Here is a 21,467-nt window from a genome sequence, read left to right on the forward strand (position 1 = left end):
CCCGGGGCGGCGATATTATCGCCGCCCCTTTTCCGATCGCGCCTCGCCTCAGACGAAAGCGAAATCGCCGGCGCTCAAAGCGGCCGGCGCGAGGCCGACCACCAGGATGGCCTGAGCCCCGAGTTGAATCACCGTGCCCGCGGGGTCCGCCACGAACGTCGCGGACAGGGCGGCGAAGTCGGCCGCGTCAGCTCGCGAGATGCAGATCAGATCTCCGTCGGCCGACGAGAAGTCCATGACGATGTCGCGTCCGCCCCCGGCCTGGAAGTTGAAGAGGTCGGCCCCGGCGCCGCCCAGCAGGACGTCGTCCCCCAGGTCGCCGGACAGATAGTCCGCGCCGTCGCCGCCGACGACGGTATCGGATCCCTGGCCGCCGAGCACCGTGTCGTCGCCCAGGTCACCCACCACATAGTCCGCACCGCTCCCGCCGTGGGCGAAGTCGTCGTCCTGGCCGCCAAAGACGCTGTCGTCGCCCAGGTCGCCGAACACCAGATCCGCCCCGACGTTGCCGTGGACGAAGTCGCTGCCCTGCCCGCCGCGAACGACGTCCGCTCCACCGCCGCCGGTCACGACGTCGTTACCGATGTTGCCTTGGATGGTGTCGAGCCCTTCGTCCCCAACCACTCGGTCGTCGCCCGGACCACCCTCGACCGCCCCGCCGCCCGGCGGCAGGGTGATCTGGTCATCCTCGCTCGGCGGAGGCGGCAGAGCCGACAAGTCGATCTCGTAGTTGTTGGAAGTCACGACACCCGCACCGGCATCCCCGCCGGCATCTTCGACGTCGGCAAGGTCCAGGCTTATGACGTTGGTGTCGTCGTCGACGCTGCCCGCAGTGAAGGTGGCCGTCCAGGTTACGCCGTCAGTGCTCTGCACCGCGGAAAGTGAGCCGTTCTCCACCGTCAGGTCGCTGTTGTCGAACTCCGTCACCGCCTCGGAGAAGGTGAAGGTGACAAGGCTGGTCCCCCCCGCCGTCATGACGGGATCGGCCAGGACGATCGTCGCCGTCAGAGCCGAACCGATCGCGTAGTTGTTCGAAGTGGCGGTCCCGGCGCCCTGGTTGCCGGCCCCGTCGGCGACCAGGGCGGTATCCAGCGTAATGGCGTTGGTGTCGTCCTCGACGCCATCCGCCGCCGTGAACGTCGCCGTCCAGGTGATGTTGTCGGAGGTCGCCAGCCCCGACAGCGTCCCATTGGCGGCGGTGGCATCGCTAATGTTGAAGCCCGTCACCGCCTCCGAGAAGGTGAAGGTGACGAGGCTGGTTCCACCCGCCGTCAGGTTCTCATCGTCCACTGCGATCGTCGCCGTCGGGGCGTTGGTGTCGATCGTGTAGTTTGCCGAGGTGGCGTTTCCTTCCCCGGGGTTCCCCGCAAGGTCGACGACCTGCGCGGAGTCCAGGGTGAAGGCATTCGAGGTGTCGGTCACGCCGGCCGTTGGTGTGTAGGTGGCCGTCCAGCTCTCGCCGCCGTCGGAGGAGGACAACCCTGTCAGGGCGCCGTTCGGAACGTTCACATCGGCTGTCGTGAAACCCGTCACCGCTTCGGAGAAAGTGAACGTGACGACGCTGGTCTCACCGATCTTCAGGGCGGTGTCCGACATCGAAATGGCGACGGTCGGCAACTCCGTGTCATAGGTGATGAAAGGGGTCGATCCAGCCCCCCCGAGGTTGCCTAGCTGGTCCGTATAGGAGCCGGCCGCGACCGCGATGGAGGCCGTCCCCGTTTGCCCGACGGCCGGCGCGAAGGTCGCGGTATAGACGTTCGGATCAAGCGTGGTCGTAAAGCCCGAAATCGAGCCGCCAGCCACCGTAATGTCACCCATATCGAACCCCGCCGGCGCCTCCGAGAAGGTGAAGGCGATGGTGGCGAGATCCCCGGCCTTCATCGCGCTGAGGTTGGACGAAATGGCCACCGCAGGCGCGACCGTGTCGATGTTTATGGTGGGGCTGGAGGCGCTGCCGCTGCCGGCTCCGTCCACGTCGGATATCCCGGCGTAATCGACCGAGATGCTCCCGGGCGAGGTCGAGCCTGCCGAAGGGGTGAATGTCGTGGAATAGCTGTCTCCGCTGCCCGTGATCGCCCCGATCGTCCCACCGACCACGGTGATGTCGTCTGCATCGAAGCCCGTCACCGGACCGGTGAAGCTGAAGGAGACTTCCGCCGTCTCACTCGCGTTCAGATTCTGGTCGGTCACCCCAATCGTAAGATCAAACGCCACGCTACACTCCACTGAAAGCCGCGCGAAACGCGCCACCTCTAGTAGTGGTAGCGTCTCGCGGGGCCGCGGTGAAGTTCTAGGCCGCCCGAGTTGGGCCGGCGTCCAGCACCTGTTGCAAGGCTTCGAAGAGCCGTCCCACCTCGAGCGGCTTGGGTACGAAGCCATCCATGCCGGCGGTGGCGTATTCGGCCACCTGATGAGCCATGGCGTTGGCGGTCAGGGCGATGATTGGAGTACGCCGCCGCCCCTGGCGCAACTCCTTGGCGCGGATGGCCGCCGTCGCCGTCGGCCCGTCCATGTCTGGCATCTGGACGTCCATCAGGATGACGTCCCACTCCTGGCGTTCCCAGGCCTGCACCGCCTGCGCGCCGTTTTCCACGATCAGCGGTTCGACCCCGATCTGGTGCAGCAAGGTCCGCAACACCAGTTGGTTGACGCTGTTGTCCTCGGCCGCCAACACCCGCAAGGACGGCCAGACATGCCCCTCGACCGCGGCCTCCGCTACCGTCGCCGGCGCCGGTACGCTCATGCCGATCCAGACCAGCGGCAGCGTCACCGAGAAGACCGTTCCGCGTCCCACCTCGCTGGTCGCCTCGATGGTTCCGCCCATGAGGCTGACCAGCTCGCTGCAGATCGACAGGCCAAGGCCAGTGCCGCCGTAGCGCCGGGTGGTCGAGGCGTCGGCCTGCACGAACTTCTGGAAAAGGGTGCCGAGGCGCTCGGCGGGTATGCCGATACCGGTGTCCGAGACGCTCAGCTTGAGATTCCCATCCTGCCGGTCGACGCTGACCCGGACCTCCCCGTGCTCGGTGAATTTCAGAGCGTTTGAAACCAGGTTGTAGAGGATTTGGCGAACCCGGGTGGAATCGCCGCGATAGACCCCCTGCGCCTGGGGCGCGATCACGAGGTCGAAGGACAGCCCCTTCTTGTTGGCGATGGCGGTGAAGGTCGCGTGGGCGCCGCGGGCCAAGGCGGCCATGTCGAACTCGGTCTCCTCCAGCTCCATCTTGCCGGCCTCGATCTTGGAGAGGTCGAGCACGTCGTTGAGGATCGCCAGTAGAGTTTCGCCGGACTCGCGGATCACCTCCAACCGCTCGCGCTGAATGCTCGGCAACCGATCATCGGCCGCCATCGCCTGGGCCATGCCCAGGACGCCGTTCAGCGGTGTTCGGATCTCGTGGCTCATCGTCGCCAGGAAGGTGGACTTGGCGCGGTTGGCGGCCTCGGCGTCCTCCTTGGCCTGGATCAGGGCGCGCTCGCTCTCCTTGCGCTCGCTGATGTTCTGCAGGGCGCCGATCAGGCGCACCGGCCTTCCATGGCCGTCGGTGATCAGGCGTGAGGCGCCGATGGTCCAGACTTCCCGGTCGTCGGACCGCGCGAGGCGATATTCTGGATGGTAGGGAACTCCCTCCTCCAGATGCCGCCGCCAAGCCTCGACGACCATGTCCCGGTCGCGGGGGTCGATGGAGCAATAGATGTCGCGGTAGAGCTCGTCGAAGCTCTTCGGCTCGGAGAAGAAGGTGTCCTCGGCTCCGGCCTTGATCAGCTCGCGGCGGACATAGTCCATCTCGTAGACATGGATGTCGGCGATCTCCATCGCCAACATCAGGCGTTGTTCGGAGCGCTCGGTCGCTTCCAGCGCCTCAACCATGTCGGTGATGTCGTGGCTAGCCACGATCGCCCCGCCGACGTCGCCATCCGCATTGCGCCAGGGCGCCAATTCCACCCGGAACCAGCGAACCGCGCCGTCCGATTCCACCACGCGCACGCGGTCGGCGCGGATGATCTCCCCGCTCAGGACCCGGTCGAAGGACTCGGTCCAGCGCGAATAGAGATGCGGCGCAAGCTCGTAGATCGTCCGGCCATGGATGACCTCGCCCTCGAGGTCGAGGCTGCGGATCCACCGCGGGCTTGCGCCCTGAACCCGCATCTCCCGGTCGGTCAGGATCAGGGCGACCGGCATCGAATCGACGATGGCGCCGAGGGTCGCGCGGATGGCGTCCCGTTCACGCCGGCTGCGCTCCTGAGCCTTGCGGGCCTGGGCCCTGGCCCATTCGTCCGCCACGAAGGCCGCAAGGTCGGACAGTTGCGAAGCCAGGCGGGCGTCGTAGGGCCGCGGCTCCCGATCGAACACCGCGAGCACACCAGGGGTCGTGCCATCCTCCAGCTTGATGGGCGCAGCCACATAGGAGCGCAGGTGCGGAGAGCCCGTCACCACCGGGCTGTTGCAGAAGCGCGCGTCCTTGCGGGCGTCCTCGACCCACAGCAGTTCGCCGCTGGTGAGCGCAAGCGTGGCTCCCTCGTCGCTTCGCTGGATGATCTGGCGCTCGCGACTGCGCCAGAGCTGGCCGTCCTTGACGAAGATGATGTGTGCGTCGAGGGCGCGAAACAGGGTCCTGGCGATCCGGGTCGCCCGGTCGCAAATAGCTTGCGAAATATCCAGTCCGAACGGCCCTGGCTCGTCGCCCCCCATGCCGCGCCCCTTATCCCTGCCGTCAGCAGGGATAAGCGTCTACGGCTCAGGTTAAAGCCGGATGAAGTGGTTGTATCTCAGCAATAGCTCAACCCCTCCCTGTCGCGGCCGGCCAGGACCAGCTCTCAAATTCGCTGGGGTGGATGAACTCCGGCCGGAACCAGGGGCGCTCCCGGGCGTCGAACACCTCGGTCAGCCACCGGGCGACCTTCGCCACGCGTCCGGTCTTGGCCGCTTCCCGATGATGGCACAGCCATACGGTGGAAATCGCCAGCGGCGGAATATCCAGCATGACCAGGTCCGGCTCGACCGAGACGATCGCCGTCGGAATGGCGCCGATCCCCGCCCCGCGCTGGATGGCGTGCAGCATCAGGGTCGACGAGTTCACCACCATCGACGGCGCGCTCAGCTCGAGGAAGGCCGAGGTCTTCGCCTCCCAGCGCCCGCGCGCGCTCACCTGGGCCGAGTGATAGATGAACCTGTGACCTACGGCCTCTTCGATCCGCGTGGGGCTGCCATACGTTTCCAGGTATTCCCGCGACGCGAAGAGGGCGTAGTGAAGCGTAGCCAGGGGCGTCGCCTGCAGTTCCGGCGCTCCGTCGGCGCTCACGAGCTGGATGGACAGGTCCACATGGCTGTCCACCGGGTTCTCCGGATAGAAGCCGCAGTCGATCCCTAAGCGGATCAGCGGGTTTTCGCGGACGAATCCGGCGACCTCCATCCCCAGGACATAGGCTCCCAAACCCTCGGGAATGGCCACGGTCACGTCGCCGCTGTCGGGTGAGTCATGATCCAGGCTCAGCCGCTCGATCTCTCGCGACGCCCGCTCCATGGTTAGCGCCCTGTCGTAGACCATTTCCCCTGCGCGGGTCAGCGAAACGCCGCGTAGGCCGCGATCGAAAAGCCGCGCTCCGAGGCGCAGCTCCAGGTCCTCGATCCTGCGGGTGACCGTTGGCTGTGTGGTTCTCAGGCGTCGGGCGGCGGCTCCGAAACTGCCAGTCTGCGCGGCCGCAACGAAGGTCTTGATGTCATCCCAGTCGGCGTGTCCGCCGTCGCCTTTATCCATCGGCCGCCTATCGCGTGGGGGCCTCATACGAACTTCGAGGCTGCACACTCGAACATTGACGCTCTACCAAAACCCACCTTCGCACAAGAAAGCGATGCTGTGATGATCATTCGTGATTTCGCCGAACGCTGTCATCGAGGACTGGCGAAGTTTGGTTTTGTCCTGGCCGACGAAACCGCGATCGTCGAAGGCCACGCCTTGGCCGTGCAGACGGTCGGCCCGGTCATCGCCACCGTCGAGACCCTCGCCCGCGTCCAGCGGCTCACGACCGCATCCTCCTTCGCCCGCTACGACGACGGGAAGCTGGCTGGCGTGATCGCGGTGATCCCGCTGACGCTCGCGGCCATGCCTGGCCTCGCCGCCGGCGTTTTCGACGGGATAGAGCCGCCGATCGAGCTCATCGCCCGCCCCGGCGATCCGCTCGTCGCCATCTATGGTTGGGGCATGGCCGGAGCGACATGGCGTGGACGCGGCGCGGCCGTGGCCGGGGCGCTCCACATCCACCGGGTCCTCTTCCCCGAACTGCCGCTCTATGGACGGGCCGCGACGCCCGGCGGCGAGCGCGCCCTGCTCAAGCGGATCGGCGCGCGCCACGTCCCTGGCCCGGGCGGCCTGGTGGTCGCACCGCCATGGAGCGCCATGCAGGCCGCCGCCTGATGAACGCCAACGTCAGCATGCCCCAGGAAACGCGGCCCAAGGCCGAGGTCGACGAAGCGGCGATCGAGATCCTGGTCTGCCGGACCCTGCCGGAGATCATGCAGGCCATGGCCGTCCGCAGCCTGGTCTATATGGGCGAGCAGGCCTGTCCCTATGACGAGGAGTATGACGGCAACGACTTCGCCGGCAGCACCCACCTTCTGATGCGGCGCGAGGGCGAACCGATCGGCGCCCTGCGGATTCGCTGGTTCGCCGACTTCGCCAAGGTCGAGCGGGTCGCCGTACGCCGCGAGCATCGCGGCGGCCGCGCCACCTTGATGCTGATCCTCGCTGCCAAGCGCCTGGCCGAAAAGAAGAACTACCGCCAGATCCTGGGACATGGCCAGGTGCGGCTGATCCCCTTCTGGGAGCAGTACTTCAACGCCCGGGTTCGCGGCGGCCGCAAGGGCTTTGTCTTCTCCGACCACGACTATGTCGAGATGGTCGTCGAGGGTGCGCCGCCGGCGGACGCCATTACGCTGGAGAGCGACCCGATGGTCCTGCTGCGGCCCGAAGGCGCCTGGGACGAGACGGGCGTCCTCGATCGGTCGGCCCGTCGGCCCGCCACCAATCTCGGCCAGCAGTCGCGATGAGGCGGTCCCCACCCGCGGCGCTGGTCTGCCTCGACCTGCAAAGGGCAAGAGCGGCCGGCCTGCCCGGCGCGGCCGCCACCGCTCGGGCGTGCGGGGAGGTGCTGCGCCAGGCGCGGCGCCGCCGCTGGCCGATCCTGCACGTTCATCGGCGCGAGGCCGGGCCGCACGACGGTCGCCCCATTCCCGGCCTGGAGCCCCTGCCCAGCGAGCCGATCTATCTCCGCCCCGGAGCCTCGGCCTTTTCCAACCTGGGCTTCGCCCATGCCGCCCAGGGCCTGGCCGCGCCGCTGGCCCTGATCGGCTTCTCACTCGGCGACAGCATCCTGGCCACGACCTTCGCCGCCCTCGATCGCGGCCTACCGGTGGATATCCTGACCGATGCGGTCTTCGCCGCCGAGGACGAGACCGTGCTGCACCGGGCCATCGCCACCACCGTGCTGGGGCTCTCGGTCCCCTGCCGGTTCACGTCTTCGACGGACCTGTTTCGAGAGGAGGCCGCGACCATCTGCGCGGCCAACGCGCCATGAGCGACATCAGAGTCCCTTCGGCCTCCCCCGGCGAGGCCTGGTCGGAACGCGACTGCCTCCGTCACCTGGAGCCGGATGCGCGCGAACTCCTGCTGCTAGCGAGCCAGCTCGGCCCACGCGACAACCGCGCCCTGGCGTGCATCATCCGGCGCGCCCGGGAGATCTGCGAATCCGAAGGCGAAGAGGTGGCGCTGGCCGTCATCGAGCAGGTCCAGGCCATCGTCTCCGGGCGCGGGATGGACGCCTGAGATCCATGAGCAAAATCGGCCCCGCTCGTCACAATTCGCCCTCCAGGCGAATGTTAAGGGCCCATTGCGGCAGAACGTCCCGCTCACGATAAAGGTGTGGCGGCGCAGCTTACGCCCATGCGACATAGCCGTAAGCGCTAAAGCGCGCCGTGATTTAAGGACTACAGTCAGTGAACGAGAATCCCGAAGATCAAGGACCCGATCCCATCGACGTCGCCGTGGGTCATCGCATCCGCGTGCGCCGCAAGTGGCTCGGCATCTCTCAATCGACCCTGGCCGAACACCTGGGCGTGAGCTTCCAGCAAGTGCAGAAGTACGAACGCGGCGCCAACCGCGTGTCGGCGTCGATGCTGGTCCGCATCGCTCAGAAGCTCGACACCACCGTCGGTGAACTGGTCGGCGAAACCCCCACGCCGATGAGCGACGAGAGCCTGTTCGAAAAGCTCGCGGTGCCCGGCGCGGTGCAACTGCTCGAGGCCTTCGCCAGCGTACAGCAACCCTCGATGCGCACCGCCATCCTGAACCTCACCCGGTCCCTCATCGAGGAATCGGACGAACGTACGGTCGGCGTCCGCCGCGCCCGCTAATCCTCTCGCCTCGCCGCGAAGGCGAGGTGATGCAGGACCACACCGGCGGTCACCGCCACGTTCAGCGAGTCGAAGCCGTCCGCCATTGGAATGCGGACGGCTTTCGCGTTTTTGAGGACCGCTTCCGAAAGGCCTGGCCCCTCGGCGCCCAGTAACACGGCGGTGCGTCGCGCACGCGGGGTCTCAGTCAGGGTTTGCGCGCCCCGCGGACTGAGCGCCAGCGCCTCGAAGCCGTGCGCCGCCAACAGGGCAAGCAGATCCTCGCCCGGCGCCAGGCGTGCGAACGGCTTGATCAGGGCCGCGCCCACCGACACTCGGATGGCCTTGCGATAGAACGGATCGCAGCAGGCGCTGTCGAGCAGCACCGCGTCCGCTCCGAAGGCCGCGGCGTTGCGGAACAGGCCGCCCATATTGTCGTGATTGGCGATCCCGCAGAGCGCCAGGACCAGCGCCTCGTCCGGCAGGCTGGCCAGCAGCGCCGAAGCCGAAGGCTCCTGCACCCTGCGGCCGAGCGCCAGGATGCCCCGGTGGATCGGAAACCCCACCACCGCGTCCATCACCGCCTGACTGGCCGAATAGACTGGAACATCGTCGGGCAGTCCCGCGATCACATCGGCCAGCCCGGCCACCCGCTTTTCAGCCAGCAGCAGCGACTCGGCCGTCACCAGAGGCGAGCGGACGAGCACGCGCAGCACCACCTCTCCCTCGGCGACGAAGAAGCCCTGCCGGCCCACCAGGTCGCGCTCGCGCACGTCCCGATAGGCCGCGATCCGCGGGTCGGCCGGATCGTCGATGCGGATGACCTGCCCTACCAGATCTTCACCCGCTGGTCGGGCGCCAGATAGAGCTTCTGGCCGGGCTTCACGTCGAAGGCGCCGTACCAGGGATCCTGGTTGCGCACTGTCTGGGCGCGGTATTCGCCGGGCGAGTGTACGTCCGACAGCACGGCCTTGCGCAGCGAGGCCTCGCGGAACTTCGAGCGATAGTTCTGCGCCCAGCCGAAATAAAACCTCTGATCGGCGGTGAAGCCGTCGATGACCGGCGCGGCCTTGCCTTTCAACGACAGGTGATAGGCGTCGTAGGCGACCGCCAGGCCAGCCAGGTCGGCGATGTTCTCCCCCAGCACCTGGGCGCCGTTGAGGCGCAGGCCCGGCAGGGGCTCGTAGGCGCTGTACTGGTCGGCCAGCGCCTGGCCGCGCGCCTTGAACTGAGCCATGTCGGCCGGCGTCCACCAGTTGCGGAGGTCGCCGCGGGCGTCGAACAGCGCGCCGGTGTCGTCGAAGCCGTGCACGACCTCGTGTCCGATCACCCCGCCGATGGCCCCGTAGTTCACGGCCGCGTCCGCATTAGGATCGAAGAAGGTCGGCTCCAGGATCGCCGCCGGGAAGACGATCATGTTCTGCATGGGCAGGTTCAGGGCGTTGACCGTCTGGGGCGTCATCCACCACTCGTCGCGGTCCACCGGCCCGTTCAGCTTGGCGAGGTTGCGCCGGTACTCGAAGAGCTCGCTACGCCGCCAGTTCCCATAAGCGTCGCCGCGCACGACCTCGAGCGCCGAATAATCGCGCCACTTGTCGGGATAGCCGACGCCGACGCGGAAGCCCTTCAGCTTCTCCTTCGCCCTGGCCTTGGTCTCCGGGCTCATCCAGTCGAGCCGGTCGATCCGCGCATCGAAGGCGACGAGGATGTTGCTCACCATCTCCTTCATCTGCGCCTTGGCCTGCGGGGAGAAGTGGCGCTCGACATAGAGTTTGCCCACCGCCTCGCCGAGAGCGACGCTGGTGTTGTCGACGCCGCGCTTCCAGCGGTCCCGCTGCTGAGGCGTTCCGGCCAGAGCCGTGCCGTTGAAGGCGAAGTGCTCATCGACGAACGCCTTGGAGAGATAGGGCGCGCCGCGGGCGATGGCGTGGAACGCCAGATAGTCCTTCCAGGCCGCCAGGGGCTGGCTTCCCACCAGCTTGGAGAGGCCGGCGAGCGCGCTGGGCTGCCAGGGCCCGAACGTCGCCTGCCGGTCCAGGCCCGCTCCGCGCAGCCAGGCGTCCCAGTCCATGCCCGGCGCCTGGGTGAAGAGGTCCGATCGCGTCCAGACGTTATTGGCCTTGGCGACGTCGCCGGTCTGGTCGACGGTCCAATGCGTCCTGGCGATGGCGGTCTCGAGCGCCAGCACCCGCTCGGCCCGCCGTTCGCCGTCCGTGAAGCCCGCCAGTGCGAACATCCGCACGATGTGAGCCTTGTACTTGGCCCGCAGTTCCTGGAAGCGCGGCGTTTCATCCAGATAGTAGGCGCGGTCGGGCATCCAAAGCCCGCCCTGCATCAGGTATGGCCGATACTTCGAGGTATCGTTCATGTCCTCGGCCACCCACAGGCCGAAGAGCCGGTCGGTCGTGTAGTCCGTCGCATTCAGAGCGTCGACGTCGCTCCGGAGCGTAGCGCCCAGTTCGCGCGAAAGGTCGGCCCGCGTGCGGATCGCCGCGATCTCGTCGAGTTCCGGCTTCAGCGGCGCCGCGCCCGCCGCCTCGATGGCCGCCTCATCCATGAAGCTGGCGTAGTAGTCGCCGATCTTGCGGGCGTTCGAGCCCTGCGGCGCATCGGAACTGGCTGCATCCTCGATGATCGCCCGCGTCCGTTCGGCGGCCAGCTCGGCCAGGGCGGTGAAGGTGGCGAAGCTGCCGCGATCCGCCGGGATCTCGGTCGCCCTCATCCAGCCGCCATTGGCGAAGGCGTAGAAGTCGTCGCCGGGCGCGACGGTGCGGTCCATGCCGGCCACATCGAAACCGAAAGTTCCGAACTTGGGCTTTCCGGCTGGCGCGGCGATCTCAGCCGAAGGCGCGGCCGTCGCGCAGGCGCTCAGGAGAAGCGGCGCGCAGGCGGCCAGCAACAGGGACTTCCAGTTCATCAAGAGCTCCAGGCGATGACGCTTGCGGCTCTCTTACACTGGCGCCGCCTCCCCTGTGGAGGCGACGGATTGAACTTCCATCGTCGATCGCTACTTGGCGGCCGGCGCCGGAGGGGACTGCTGCACCGGCGGCGTGGGTTGGACCGGGGCCGCCGAGCCGTCCGCCGGCACCACGCCCGTATCGCCGGCGTCCGGCGCGCCGATCTTCGAGGGACCGGGCACCATGGTCGGCTGGCTGGTGTCGGGCATGGCCGCGCCCGTCGTTTCCCCCGTGGGCTCCGGCCGACGGTCGCAGGCCGCCGTCAGAGCGAGAGTCGCAACACCGGCGACGATCAGGCTGAGCTTCATGTCGAAAGCTCCTTTCTCAGCAGCCTCATCAACGAGCCGCGTTCGCGCCCGTTCCTCCGCCCGCCGACGCACGCCTCATGCCGCCGCCGCGCGCCGCAGACCCGATAGGATCGTCTGGGCCGCTCCCGCCGCCTGGCTGCGGATGTCGGGCACGGAGGTGATCTCCCAGAACGCCCCGCGGGTCAGCGGCCCGACCGCGAACAGCCCCGGCTGGGGCACGCCATCGCCCCCGATCAGATGCGAGCCAGCGTCGACGTCCGCCCCCAGCCGGCAGGCGTCGGGACGAATGAGGCCCCGAGCCAGCAACCTGGAAAGCAGCCGATCAGGCGAGGCCTCCAAATCCCCCAGCAGCCCCGCGCAATTGACCACCGCGTCCACCGACAGCCGGCGCATCACCCGGCCGCCACGGGGACGCCAGGCGACTTCGACCTCGTCCTTTCCCAAGTCCAGGCCGGTGATCTGCCCCGCCCGCACGACAAGTTCGCGTCCCCGCATCATCAAGCCGATGCGGCGGGCGGCGCCCGCCGCCAGGCGGTGGCGGTGAACATCCCACCACGGCCGCAGATGGCGCAGGAAGGCCCGCCGCTCGGCCAGGCTCCAGCCCAGCCAGATCGATTGAACGTGTGGCCGCAACGCGTCGATCGCCTCACGCCAGCGCCCATTCTCCGAGGCCTTCCGCACCGCCCGCAGCAGTTGCAGCGGCGAGCCCGCCGGGTTGATCGTCAGCTCGGCTCCAGTCGAGGCGTGCGGCCTCGCCATCAGCCCCCGGCGCGATATCGCGACGAACCGCCGGCCCGGCCGCCAGAGGCTGATCGCCACGTCGATCATCGTCAGTCCGGCCCCCAGCAGCAGGACGTCCGTCGCCTCCTCGTCCAGTCGGGCCTTCGGGTCCCAGGGGTCGCCGATATAGCGGCCCGATTCGAGCAGGGCCGCCGCGGCCGAGGCCGGCGGCGCCGGGCGCAGCACCCCCAGCGCCAGGACGACCGCCGACGCCTCGATGGTCCGTCCCAGCGCCAGCCGGACCCTCCAGCCCGCGCCTGAACGCTCCACGTCCACCGCCTCGTCATGCTCCAGCAGCAGCCGGTCTCCGCCGGTCTCCTTCAGCGCCCTGCGCAGCAGATCCTGCAGATAGTCGCCATAGACCCCGCGGGTGACGAAGCCGCCGTGAGAGCTCCAGCCCTCGTGCTGGGACAGCCAGCGGGTGAAGTGCTCCGGATCGTGCGGATAGGCGCTCATATTGGACACCCGGACGTTCAGCAGATGGTCCGGGTTGGCGGTGGAATAGGCCGCTCCCCTGGCGAAGGCGTCGCCACGCTCGATCAGGCGCACTACCGGACCGTCCGGATCGGCGGCCAGATGCAGGGCCGTCAGCAGGCCGGAAAACCCCGCCCCCACCACCGCGACTGTGGGCCGACCTGTCATGACTCGCTCAACTCCGCTGACTCCCGAAGTTAATTCCTATCATTTTTGTGGACTTTTGAACGGCAGAAAATCTGCGCTCGACCGCAAATCGGATGGGACGGCTGCGGAAAGGCGCGCTAAACTTGACGCCAGCGTCATCTTTAGCCAGAGAGCTGGGGCGCGCCCGTATTGGAGGAGGAATTCATGAGCGACGGAAATATAGATCTGACCAAGGACGCCAAGGCGCTGGCCTATTCGACGCCGCTCGACCAGATCGATCCCGCCCAGCCGGCCCTCTTCCAGGCCAACGAGATGTGGTGGAACTTCGAACGTCTCCGCAAGGAGGACCCCGTTCACTACACGGCCGAGAGCGAATACGGGCCGTACTGGTCGATCACCAAGTACAACGACATCATGGCGGTCGACACGAACCACCAGGTCTTCTCCTCCGAGCCGGGCATCACCATCGCCGATCAGAACGGCGAGGAAGGCCCGCTTCCGATGTTCATCGCTATGGACCCGCCCAAGCATGACATCCAGCGCAAGACCGTCAGCCCGGCGGTGTCGCCGACCAACCTCCAGATTCTGGGCCCGCTGATCCGCGAACGCGCCGCCAAGATCCTCGACGAACTGCCCATCGGCGAAGAGTTCGACTGGGTCGATAAGGTCTCGATGGAACTGACGGCCATGACCCTGGCCACCCTGTTCGGCATCGACCAGGCCGACCGCCGCAAGCTGACCTACTGGTCGGACGTGGTGACCGCGGTCCCCGGCCACGGGCTGATCGACACCATCGAAGAGAAGATGCAGATCTTCGTCGATTACCACGCCTACTTCACCGAGCGGTGGAACGAGCGGGTCAACGCCGAGCCGACCGGCGATCTGATCTCCATGCTGGCCCATGGCCCCGACACCCGGGACATGACGCCCCGCGAGTATTTCGGCAACGTCGTGCTGCTCACCGTCGGCGGCAACGACACCACCCGCAACACCATCTCCGGCTCGGTCCTGGCGCTGAACCAGAACCCCGATCAGTACAGGAAGCTGCGCGAGAACCCCTCGCTGATCCCCTCGATGGTCTCCGAGACCATCCGCTGGCAGACCCCTCTGGCCCACATGCGCCGCCGGGCGACCCAGGACTTCGAGTTCCAGGGCAGGCAGATCCGCGAGGGCGACAAGGTCGTCATGTGGTACGTCTCCGGCAACCGGGACGAGGACGCCATCGAGCGCCCGAACGACTACATCATCGACCGCGAGCGGCCCCGCAACCACATGTCGTTCGGCTTCGGCATCCACCGCTGCGTGGGCAACCGCCTGGCCGAACTGCAGCTCACCATCATCTGGGAAGAGATCATGAAGCGCTTCCCCGACATCCAGCTCGTGGGCGAGCCCAAGCGCATCTACTCGACCTTCGTGAAGGGCTACGAGTCGATGAAGGTGGTCATTCCGAAGCGCTTCTGACCGGTTTCGCCGCGAAGCGTTTGGCGAGCCTGGGCCTTGCGGCCTAGGCTCGTTTCGCATGAACACCCTGCCCTTCGACCCCACCGACATCGGCGCCGTCGTCGACGCCATGTACGCCATGATTTCCGGCCCCGCCGGCCCGCGCGACTGGGCCCTGCAGGCCGAAATCTTCCACCCTGACGCACGCCAGATGCGGACCTGGCTCTCCGAGGATCTCCGCCCCCAGATCAGGATCATGGGTCAGGCGGACTACCAGGCCGACGTCCAGTCGTTCTTCGACGTCAACGCGTTCTACGAGGTCGAGATCGCGCGGAAGATCGACATATTCGGCGCCATGGCCCACGTCTGGAGCGCCTATGAGGCCAAGACTTCGCCGGACGATGACACGCCCGAGCGGCGGGGGATCAACTCCATCCAGCTCTTCCGCGAGGCCGACGGCCGCTGGCGGATCATCTCGATGATATGGGACAACGAGCGCCAAGGCCTTACGCTGCCCTCATTCGAATGAGGGAGAAGCCGCCATGCCGTTCGACATCGAGGCTCACGTCCAGCGCCTGACCAACGACGGCTACACCGTGATCGAGGACTTCGCCGACGCCGGGGCGCTCGCCCAGGCCCGCGCAGCCCTGGCCCCGCACCTTGGAACCCACCACGGCCGCAACGCCTTCGAGGGCTTCTCCACCGAGCGGGTCTACACCCTCGTCGCCCGCGGCCCGGTCTTCGAGCACCTGACCGAGGAACCCCGGCTACTCGCCCTCCTCGACCGTTTCCTGCAGCCCGGCTACCTGCTGACCGCCAGCCAGGCCATCTGCATCTATCCGGGCGAGAAGGCCCAGGGCCTTCACAGCGACGACGGCTTCTACCGCCAGCCACGCCCGCGGCCCGCCATCAGCCTCTCGCTGGTCGGGGCCATCGACGCCTTCACCGACACCAATGGCGCGACCGACGTCATTCCCGGCAGCCATCGCTGGAGCGACGCCGATATCGCCGCCCTCGATCCGAACGAGGCCGCCAAGATGCTGCGCCCGGTGATCATGCCGGCCGGCGGCGCCGTTGTCTTCCAGGGCACCCTGCTCCACCGCGGTGGCGCCAACCGCAGCGACGCCCCCCGCCTGGCCTTCACTAATCAGTACTGCGAGCCCTGGGGCCGCACTCAGGAGAACTTCTACCTCGGCGTCTCTCGCGAGCGGGTGAAGGCCATGTCGCCACGCCTCCAGTCCCTGCTCGGCTACAACATCTGGCCGCCCTTCATGGGCCAGGTCACCGGCTCGCACCCGCTCAAGAGCCTGGAGGACGACTGGGTCACGCCGGTGGACCGTCAGGCGCTCAGCCGCGAGGCATGAGCACGCAGGCCCGGGCCAGCGACACGCGGGTCAGTTCCCGCCGCCGGAGGAAGACCTGCATGGCGTCGCTCGTCGGGTCGCGCGAAACCTGCCATTCGCCCAGGTCCCGATAGCGGGTCATCAGCAGCAGCCGGCGCGCGCCCGAAGCCCGGTCCGCGGCGTTCTCCTGCGCCAGGAACAGGCCGTGGATCTTGGTCTCGAAGCGCCGCTCGAAATCAGGCCACGCCTCGCCCGATAGCCGGACGAACTCCTCGACCGCCTCGCCGTCGATCGTGAACCAGTTGTGGACATAGATCCCGCCGGGCAGGGGCGGCTTGTCGTCCGTCGGTCGCAGTGTCGGAGACAGCCGATGGCGCTCGCTTGCCACGACTCCCGGCGCGCCGGCGATATCTCCGCCCGCCACCGTCAGAACCAGCGCCTGGTCGGAGGCGAAGCCCAGCAGCGGCGCGAACACCGCCCGCGTCGAGGCCTGGGCGTATAGGTGGCCGGCCAGTTCCTTCTGGGCCGCTCGCTCGCGCCCCAGGGTGACCTGAAAATATTCGTAATCCAAAGGCTTGCCCTTAGTAGTTCACCCGCACCGAGATCGCCCCGTCGACCACCATGTTGATCCCGGTGGTGAAGGCCGAGCGCGGGCTGGCCAGGAACACGGTGGCCGCGGCCACTTCCTCCGGGCTCGCCATCCGGCCGGTCGGGTTGCGCTTGATCATCTGATCGAAGAACTGCGGCATGCCGGCCTTCACATTGCCCCAGACCCCGCCCTCGAAGAACACGGTGCCCGGTGAGACCACATTGGCCCGGATGTGCTTGGCGGCGTTCTCGCGGGCCAGACCCTTGGCGTAGTGGATCAGCGCCGCCTTCATCGCTCCATAGCAGGAGGCGTTGCTGGCCTCGGCCGCCGAGACCGAGGCGGTGATCAGGAAGGCCGCATCGCCGCTGGCCTCGCCGGCCTTCTCCAGGAACGGCTTGGCCGCTTCGAAGGAGCGCACGGCGCCGAGCACGTCGACGTCGAACATGGCCTGCCACTCGGCTTCGCCCGTCCCCTGCACCAGAGCGCTGGCGTTGGAGACCATGACGTCGATGCCGCCCAAGATCTCGCCGGCCTTGGTCACGAAGGCTTTCAGCGCCGGTCCGTCGGCGATGTCGGTCGCCTGGCCCCAGGCCTTGACGCCCTTGGCCTTCAACGCCTCGACGGCCGCCGCCACCTGGTCAGGGTTGCGCGCGCAGATCGCCACGTCCGCGCCCTCGTCGGCGAACAGCTCGGCGATCGACCGCCCGATCCCGCGCGACGCGCCGGTGACAACGACCTTCTTGCCCTTCAGTCCCAGGTCCATGTTCCACTCCCCAAATTTTCGTTGACCGCTGTTCTAGCCGAGGGCGCGACCCTTGCGCAGGCTTGACATGGGCCAGCGCCCGACAATTTGTGAGCCCATGCTCACCACCCCGACCACGACGCGGGACAAGCTGCTGCGCGCAGCCCTCGAGATCGCCGCGCGCGACGGTCTGGAAGCCGCCACCACCGCAGCCATCGCCAGCGCAGCCGGCGTGGCCGAAGGCACGCTCTATCGCCACTTCCCCTCCAAGGACGACCTGCTGATCGAGGTCTATCGCGGCATCAAGCGCGCCGTGTTCGAGGCCATCAGCGACGGAGAAGCTGGCGGTGAGGCCCCCGACGCCCGCCTCAAGCGGGTCTGGCGCAAGCTCTACGAGGCTTACCGCTCCGACGCGGAGGCTTTCATGTTCGGTCAGCGCTTCGCCGAGTCCTCGCTATCAAAGCGCGAGGGCGGCGCCGCTCACGAGCAGATCGCCGGCGCGGTCTCCCGTCTGCGCGCGGCCGGCATAGAACGCGGCCTCTTCAAGGATCTTCCCGGCGACCTGCTGGCCAACCTCTTCTTCGCCCCGGTCGGCCATATGCTGAAGACCGAGCTCAAGGGCCGCCGGTGGACCGATGCCGAGCTGGACGCCACCGCCGAGGCCGTGCTGGACTCCTGGCGCGCCTGATCCGCGTCCTGGCTGGCGCATCGCAGCATCTGAAGGAATGAGATGACCACCCCGTTCCAAGCTGCCCTTGAAGCCGGCGATCTGGCCGGCCTGCGCGCCGCACCCAAGGCCGAGCTGCACATCCACGCGGTGCTCGGCGGCTGCCGCGACTTCATCCACGAGCGCATCGGTCAAGACATCGCCCCGCTTGAGGGCGTGCTCTCCTCAATGGACGAGATGCACGCCTGGACCGACAGCCAGACAGCCGGTGTGTTTAGGAGCGCGACCGGACGCGCGCTCGCCTTCGAAGCAACCTTCGTTCGCGCTCGGAAGGACGGCGTCAGCCGCATGGAGGTCGGCGCCGACGTCTGGGAGATCACCCTTCACGACAATTCGGCCCAGGCGGTCTGGGACGTGCTGGCGAACGCTCACATAGCAGGCGCACCACAGGTGGACTGGATTCCGCAGATGAGCTTCTCGCGCCATTGCTCGGTCCGGTCGCTCGAACGCTGGATGACGCCGCTGCTGGAACTTGGCCGCTTTCGCACGCTCGACCTCTCGGGCGACGAGTTCGCCCAGCCCGTCGAAGTCTTCGCACCACTCTATCGCCGCGCGAAGGCCGCTGGCCTCTCCCTCAAGGCCCATGTCGGCGAATGGGGAACGGCGGACGATGTCTGGCGCGCCGTTGAACTGCTCGAACTCGACGAGGTCCAGCACGGCATCGCCGCCGCAGACTCGCCGCAAGTGATGCGCGCCCTGGCCGATGCTGGCGTTCGGCTCAACATCTGCCCGACCTCGAACCTCAAGCTCGGCCGCGTGGAACGCCTGGAAGACCACCCGATCCGCCGTCTTCACGACGCGGGCGTGCGCGTGACCGTCAACACCGACGACCCGCTGATGTTCGGGCTCAGCCTCTCGGAGGAATTCCTCGCCCTGTACCAGGCAGGCGTCATGACCGCCGCCGAACTCGACGCGATCAGGCTGGAAGGGCTGCGCTGACGGCGCCTCGCCTAGATCGCCTTCTCCAGCACGATGAATTCCAGGTCCTCGCGGGTCGGCTCGCCGAAGCGCTGGTCACCGTAGGGGAAGGGCCGGCGCTCGCCCGTCGGGGCATAGCCGCGCCGTCCGTACCAGGCGATGAGGGTGTCTCGCAGATTGACCACGGTCATGCGCACCCGCCCCGCGCCCTGCTCGCGCACATAGGCCTCCGCAGCGTCCAGCATGGTGCGCCCAAGTTGGCGGTCCTGAAGATCCGGACGGACCGTCAGCATGCCGAGATACCAGGCGTCCTGGCCGGCCGGCTCCAGCCAGACGCAGCCCAGCAACGGACCGCCTGCCTCGTCGCGCAGCGTCAGCAGCCGCGCCGAAGGCGCCTCGGCGAGGTCGCGCGCCAGTATCTCGGCGTCGGTGCGCTGGCCGCCGATATAGTCGGCCTCGGTCGTCCAACCCTGTCGCGAACTGTCCCCCCTGTAGGCGGAATTCACCAGGTCGGCGATGGCGGGGAGATCTGAGGCGGCGGCGGCGAACAGAGGCATAGGATCGAAAATCCACAACACGCCGCATCCCGCCAGCAGAAATCGCACATCCGGACCGGAACACCGGCGCTTGCTTGACGCTTTCGCGGCCAGGGCCTATCTATTCCGATGTGAGTGAGCGCTCACATCCCCCATAATCCAAATCTGCGGAGTCACCCATGATCCGTCGGGAAATCGGCCGCACCGGCCGTGACGTGAACGCCATCGGCCTGGGCTGCATGGGCATGTCGATCGCCTATGGCCCGCCTATGAGCGAGGCCGAGGCCGTCAAGTTGCTGCACCAGGCCCTCGACCTCGGCGTCGACCACTTCGACACCGCTGAGCTCTACGGCTTCGGCGCCAACGAAACCCTGCTCGGCGCGGCCTTCCATGACCGCCGTGACCGCGCCTTCATCGCCACCAAGTTCGGACCGATCCTCGATCCCGCCACCCGGGCCGTGGGCGGCGTCGACGGATCGGAAGCCAATATGCGGCGCGCCATCGAACAGTCTCTGCGCCTGCTGCGCACCGACCATGTCGACCTCTACTACCTGCACCGCAAGGACCCGAACCTTGCGATCGAGGAGACTGTCGGGGCCATGGCCAAGCTGGTCGAGGAAGGCAAGATCGGCGCGATCGGCCTTTCGGAGGTGAGCGCCGAGACCCTGCGCCGGGCCCAGACGGTCGCCCCCATCACCGCCGTGCAGTCGGAGTACTCGATCTTCAGCCGCGACGTGGAGAAGGAGGTTCTGCCGCTCTGCCGGGAGACCGGCGTGACTCTGGTGGCCTATTCCCCTCTCGGCCGCGGCCTGCTGACCGGAACCTTCACCCGCGATCGGACGCCAAGTGAAGGCGACTACAGGGGCGTCAACAGCCCGCGGTTCCAAGGCGAGGCCTACGAGGCCAACCTTTCGCTGGTCTCCGAGATCGAGAGCCTCGCCAAGGCGCGCGACGCCCTGCCCTCGCAGATCGCCCTCGCCTGGGTCCTGACGGCCAAGCCCAATGTCGTCACCATTCCAGGGACCACGCGGTTAGCCAACCTGCAGTCCAACCTCGCGGCGGCGGACGTCAACCTGTCCCCCGACGAGATCGCCCGCCTGGATAGCCTGGCCGCCCGGGTCTCCGGCCAACGTTATGACGAGCGCGGCATGGCGTTGATCGACTCCTGAACTCGCGTTGCGGCGGCCGCGGGGCGCGACCGCCGCCCGTTCACAATGAACGTGGGCGGCAATTTGCCTCACTGACGGCGGCGTGAATAACTGGCTGCATCCATAGGTAGCTTCGCCCATCGGCGATGCTGGGTGGGGGGCTTGTGAGAATGGACGCGAGCAATATTCTCGTGGCCAATGTCGCGGTTTGCGCCGCATGCTTCAGTCTGCTCTGGCTCGCCTCGCTCTGGCTCAAGGACGTCAGCTTCATCGACATCTGGTGGGCGCTGGGCATCGTGCTGATGGCCTGGATGACCTATTTCCTGGCGGATCGAGGCCCCCACGCCGAGCTGCTGGTCGTGCTCTGCACCGTCTGGGGCCTGCGGCTTGGCCTCTATCTGCTCTGGCGCTGGCTGAGCCAAGGGCCGGACCACCGCTATGTCGTCCTCATCGGCCAGGCGGGCGCCCGACGCGGCTGGGGCTTCGCCAAGGCCTCGCTGATGCTGGTATTTGCATTCCAGGCGCCATTACAACTCGTGGTCGCTCTACCGGTGATCCTCGGACAGGTCTCACCCAATGTCACCTTAGGCTTCCTGGCCTGGATCGGGGTGGCCCTGGCGGTCTTTGGCATCGTCGTCGAAGCGACCGCCGATTTCCAGCTCGCCAGGTTCCGCGCCAGTCCCGAGAACGCCGACCAGGTGCTCGATTTCGGCCTCTGGCGCTACAGCCGGCACCCGAACTATTTCGGCGAAGCCTGCGTCTGGTGGGGTCTCTTTCTGATCGCCGTCGATAGCGGATGGCTCGGCCTGGCTGCCCTGCCCGGGCCGTTGCTACTGACCTATCTGCTGGTGTTCTGGAGCGGAGCGCCCAGCATAGAGGGGCGGATGCTGCGCCGGCGTCCCGGCTACGGGGACTATATCCACCGCACCTCGCTCTTCATCCCGCTGCCCCCGCGGCGCCACTGAAAGCCGATCA

22 protein-coding genes are annotated in these 21,467 nt (G+C 67.3%); 12 read left to right on the forward strand and 10 right to left on the reverse strand.

Translation table 11 applies throughout. From position 1 onward, the window contains the following. Positions 1–48: 48 nt before the first annotated feature. The 3 genes from ABID41_RS15185 to ABID41_RS15195 all read right to left on the reverse strand — a co-directional run bounded on the left by ABID41_RS15185 (position 49) and on the right by ABID41_RS15195 (position 5,753). Complete coding sequence (locus ABID41_RS15185; RefSeq protein ID WP_354297943.1) at positions 49–2,214, reverse strand: Ig-like domain-containing protein; 2,166 nt, start codon at positions 2,212–2,214, stop codon at positions 49–51. A 76-nt stretch (positions 2,215–2,290) separates the two neighbouring features. Continuing rightward, complete coding sequence (locus tag ABID41_RS15190; RefSeq protein WP_354297944.1) at positions 2,291–4,687, reverse strand: ATP-binding protein; 2,397 nt, start codon at positions 4,685–4,687, stop codon at positions 2,291–2,293. Between the two features lie 88 nt (positions 4,688–4,775). Continuing rightward, positions 4,776–5,753 (reverse strand): LysR family transcriptional regulator, encoded by a 978-nt coding sequence (locus tag ABID41_RS15195; RefSeq protein WP_354297945.1) that lies wholly within the window; start codon positions 5,751–5,753, stop codon positions 4,776–4,778. Between the two features lie 102 nt (positions 5,754–5,855). Here ABID41_RS15195 and ABID41_RS15200 point away from each other — a divergent pair, with 102 nt between their 5' ends. From ABID41_RS15200 to ABID41_RS15220, 5 genes are all read left to right on the forward strand, one after another. Then, positions 5,856–6,410, forward strand: a complete 555-nt coding sequence (locus ABID41_RS15200) for a hypothetical protein (RefSeq protein ID WP_354297946.1) — start codon at positions 5,856–5,858, stop codon at positions 6,408–6,410. Further along, entirely contained in the window at positions 6,410–7,042 is a 633-nt protein-coding gene (locus ABID41_RS15205; RefSeq protein WP_354297947.1) for a GNAT family N-acetyltransferase, read from the forward strand. Before ABID41_RS15200 ends, ABID41_RS15205 begins: the two co-directional genes overlap by 1 nt. After that, entirely contained in the window at positions 7,039–7,569 is a 531-nt protein-coding gene (locus ABID41_RS15210) for a cysteine hydrolase family protein (protein WP_354297948.1), read from the forward strand. Before ABID41_RS15205 ends, ABID41_RS15210 begins: the two co-directional genes overlap by 4 nt. Then, positions 7,566–7,817, forward strand: a complete 252-nt coding sequence (locus tag ABID41_RS15215; RefSeq protein WP_354297949.1) for a hypothetical protein — start codon at positions 7,566–7,568, stop codon at positions 7,815–7,817. Before ABID41_RS15210 ends, ABID41_RS15215 begins: the two co-directional genes overlap by 4 nt. A gap of 170 nt (positions 7,818–7,987) precedes the next feature. Then, positions 7,988–8,404 (forward strand): helix-turn-helix domain-containing protein, encoded by a 417-nt coding sequence (locus ABID41_RS15220; RefSeq protein ID WP_354297950.1) that lies wholly within the window; start codon positions 7,988–7,990, stop codon positions 8,402–8,404. Here the strand turns inward: ABID41_RS15220 and ABID41_RS15225 are convergent. From ABID41_RS15225 to ABID41_RS15240, 4 genes are all read right to left on the reverse strand, one after another. Then, positions 8,401–9,156, reverse strand: coding sequence for a TrmH family RNA methyltransferase (locus tag ABID41_RS15225; RefSeq protein ID WP_354297951.1), 756 nt, complete (start codon positions 9,154–9,156; stop codon positions 8,401–8,403). The two genes, ABID41_RS15220 and ABID41_RS15225, sit on opposite strands and share 4 nt — an antisense overlap. A gap of 56 nt (positions 9,157–9,212) precedes the next feature. Continuing rightward, a complete protein-coding gene (locus ABID41_RS15230) occupies positions 9,213–11,300 on the reverse strand; it encodes a M13 family metallopeptidase (RefSeq protein ID WP_354297952.1) in 2,088 nt (695 codons plus the stop codon). A 90-nt stretch (positions 11,301–11,390) separates the two neighbouring features. Beyond that, positions 11,391–11,648, reverse strand: a complete 258-nt coding sequence (locus ABID41_RS15235; RefSeq protein WP_331927584.1) for a hypothetical protein — start codon at positions 11,646–11,648, stop codon at positions 11,391–11,393. 75 nt (positions 11,649–11,723) lie between these two features. Continuing rightward, positions 11,724–13,070, reverse strand: a complete 1,347-nt coding sequence (locus ABID41_RS15240; protein ID WP_354297953.1) for an FAD/NAD(P)-binding protein — start codon at positions 13,068–13,070, stop codon at positions 11,724–11,726. A 183-nt stretch (positions 13,071–13,253) separates the two neighbouring features. Between ABID41_RS15240 and ABID41_RS15245 the strand changes: the two genes are divergently transcribed. The 3 genes from ABID41_RS15245 to ABID41_RS15255 are packed head-to-tail and all read left to right on the forward strand — an operon-like array spanning position 13,254 to position 15,853. Beyond that, positions 13,254–14,510 carry a cytochrome P450 gene (locus ABID41_RS15245; RefSeq protein ID WP_331927588.1) on the forward strand — a complete coding sequence of 419 codons (1,257 nt, stop codon included), beginning with the start codon at positions 13,254–13,256 and terminating at the stop codon, positions 14,508–14,510. Between the two features lie 58 nt (positions 14,511–14,568). Continuing rightward, the gene (locus tag ABID41_RS15250) at positions 14,569–15,018 is read left to right on the forward strand and encodes a Cif family virulence factor (RefSeq protein ID WP_354297954.1); all 450 of its coding nucleotides are present in this window, start codon (positions 14,569–14,571) and stop codon (positions 15,016–15,018) included. Positions 15,019–15,031: 13 nt separating this feature from the next. After that, positions 15,032–15,853 (forward strand): phytanoyl-CoA dioxygenase family protein, encoded by an 822-nt coding sequence (locus tag ABID41_RS15255; RefSeq protein ID WP_354297955.1) that lies wholly within the window; start codon positions 15,032–15,034, stop codon positions 15,851–15,853. Here the strand turns inward: ABID41_RS15255 and ABID41_RS15260 are convergent. Beyond that, complete coding sequence (locus ABID41_RS15260) at positions 15,837–16,403, reverse strand: hypothetical protein (protein ID WP_354297956.1); 567 nt, start codon at positions 16,401–16,403, stop codon at positions 15,837–15,839. The genes ABID41_RS15255 and ABID41_RS15260 overlap by 17 nt on opposite strands. A gap of 10 nt (positions 16,404–16,413) precedes the next feature. After that, complete coding sequence (locus tag ABID41_RS15265) at positions 16,414–17,184, reverse strand: SDR family NAD(P)-dependent oxidoreductase (protein ID WP_331927596.1); 771 nt, start codon at positions 17,182–17,184, stop codon at positions 16,414–16,416. Positions 17,185–17,281: 97 nt separating this feature from the next. On the opposite strand from ABID41_RS15265, the gene ABID41_RS15270 reads away from it, so the two are divergent. Both ABID41_RS15270 and ABID41_RS15275 read left to right on the forward strand, forming a co-directional pair. Beyond that, the gene (locus ABID41_RS15270; RefSeq protein ID WP_331927598.1) at positions 17,282–17,851 is read left to right on the forward strand and encodes a TetR/AcrR family transcriptional regulator; all 570 of its coding nucleotides are present in this window, start codon (positions 17,282–17,284) and stop codon (positions 17,849–17,851) included. Between the two features lie 42 nt (positions 17,852–17,893). After that, entirely contained in the window at positions 17,894–18,829 is a 936-nt protein-coding gene (locus ABID41_RS15275) for an amidohydrolase family protein (protein ID WP_331927600.1), read from the forward strand. A gap of 11 nt (positions 18,830–18,840) precedes the next feature. On the opposite strand, the gene ABID41_RS15280 is transcribed toward ABID41_RS15275, so the two are convergent. Next, positions 18,841–19,365 carry a GNAT family N-acetyltransferase gene (locus tag ABID41_RS15280; RefSeq protein WP_331927602.1) on the reverse strand — a complete coding sequence of 175 codons (525 nt, stop codon included), beginning with the start codon at positions 19,363–19,365 and terminating at the stop codon, positions 18,841–18,843. A gap of 158 nt (positions 19,366–19,523) precedes the next feature. Between ABID41_RS15280 and ABID41_RS15285 the strand changes: the two genes are divergently transcribed. After that, on the forward strand, positions 19,524–20,513 hold the full coding sequence (locus ABID41_RS15285; protein ID WP_354297957.1) for an aldo/keto reductase: 990 nt from the start codon (positions 19,524–19,526) through the stop codon (positions 20,511–20,513). A gap of 149 nt (positions 20,514–20,662) precedes the next feature. Further along, positions 20,663–21,457: a DUF1295 domain-containing protein gene (locus tag ABID41_RS15290; protein ID WP_354297958.1), complete on the forward strand. Its 795-nt coding sequence runs from the start codon at positions 20,663–20,665 to the stop codon at positions 21,455–21,457. Positions 21,458–21,467: the final 10 nt, after the last annotated feature.

Origin of the sequence: Phenylobacterium koreense (assembly GCF_040545335.1) — a bacterium.
Taxonomy (GTDB): domain Bacteria; phylum Pseudomonadota; class Alphaproteobacteria; order Caulobacterales; family Caulobacteraceae; genus Phenylobacterium; species Phenylobacterium koreense.

What these genes read in the sequence shown, in the direction of transcription:
- ABID41_RS15190 (WP_354297944.1), bottom strand. Translation starts at nt 4,687, where the DNA reads ATGGGGGGCGACGAGCCAGGGCCGTTCGGACTGGATATTTCGCAAGCT.
- ABID41_RS15195 (WP_354297945.1), bottom strand. Translation starts at nt 5,753, where the DNA reads ATGGATAAAGGCGACGGCGGACACGCCGACTGGGATGACATCAAGACC.
- ABID41_RS15200 (WP_354297946.1), top strand. Translation starts at nt 5,856, where the DNA reads ATGATCATTCGTGATTTCGCCGAACGCTGTCATCGAGGACTGGCGAAG.
- ABID41_RS15205 (WP_354297947.1), top strand. Translation starts at nt 6,410, where the DNA reads ATGAACGCCAACGTCAGCATGCCCCAGGAAACGCGGCCCAAGGCCGAG.
- ABID41_RS15210 (WP_354297948.1), top strand. Translation starts at nt 7,039, where the DNA reads ATGAGGCGGTCCCCACCCGCGGCGCTGGTCTGCCTCGACCTGCAAAGG.
- ABID41_RS15215 (WP_354297949.1), top strand. Translation starts at nt 7,566, where the DNA reads ATGAGCGACATCAGAGTCCCTTCGGCCTCCCCCGGCGAGGCCTGGTCG.
- ABID41_RS15230 (WP_354297952.1), bottom strand. Translation starts at nt 11,300, where the DNA reads ATGAACTGGAAGTCCCTGTTGCTGGCCGCCTGCGCGCCGCTTCTCCTG.
- ABID41_RS15235 (WP_331927584.1), bottom strand. Translation starts at nt 11,648, where the DNA reads ATGAAGCTCAGCCTGATCGTCGCCGGTGTTGCGACTCTCGCTCTGACG.
- ABID41_RS15240 (WP_354297953.1), bottom strand. Translation starts at nt 13,070, where the DNA reads ATGACAGGTCGGCCCACAGTCGCGGTGGTGGGGGCGGGGTTTTCCGGC.
- ABID41_RS15245 (WP_331927588.1), top strand. Translation starts at nt 13,254, where the DNA reads ATGAGCGACGGAAATATAGATCTGACCAAGGACGCCAAGGCGCTGGCC.
- ABID41_RS15250 (WP_354297954.1), top strand. Translation starts at nt 14,569, where the DNA reads ATGAACACCCTGCCCTTCGACCCCACCGACATCGGCGCCGTCGTCGAC.
- ABID41_RS15255 (WP_354297955.1), top strand. Translation starts at nt 15,032, where the DNA reads ATGCCGTTCGACATCGAGGCTCACGTCCAGCGCCTGACCAACGACGGC.
- ABID41_RS15265 (WP_331927596.1), bottom strand. Translation starts at nt 17,184, where the DNA reads ATGGACCTGGGACTGAAGGGCAAGAAGGTCGTTGTCACCGGCGCGTCG.
- ABID41_RS15270 (WP_331927598.1), top strand. Translation starts at nt 17,282, where the DNA reads ATGCTCACCACCCCGACCACGACGCGGGACAAGCTGCTGCGCGCAGCC.
- ABID41_RS15275 (WP_331927600.1), top strand. Translation starts at nt 17,894, where the DNA reads ATGACCACCCCGTTCCAAGCTGCCCTTGAAGCCGGCGATCTGGCCGGC.
- ABID41_RS15280 (WP_331927602.1), bottom strand. Translation starts at nt 19,365, where the DNA reads ATGCCTCTGTTCGCCGCCGCCGCCTCAGATCTCCCCGCCATCGCCGAC.
- ABID41_RS15285 (WP_354297957.1), top strand. Translation starts at nt 19,524, where the DNA reads ATGATCCGTCGGGAAATCGGCCGCACCGGCCGTGACGTGAACGCCATC.
- ABID41_RS15290 (WP_354297958.1), top strand. Translation starts at nt 20,663, where the DNA reads ATGGACGCGAGCAATATTCTCGTGGCCAATGTCGCGGTTTGCGCCGCA.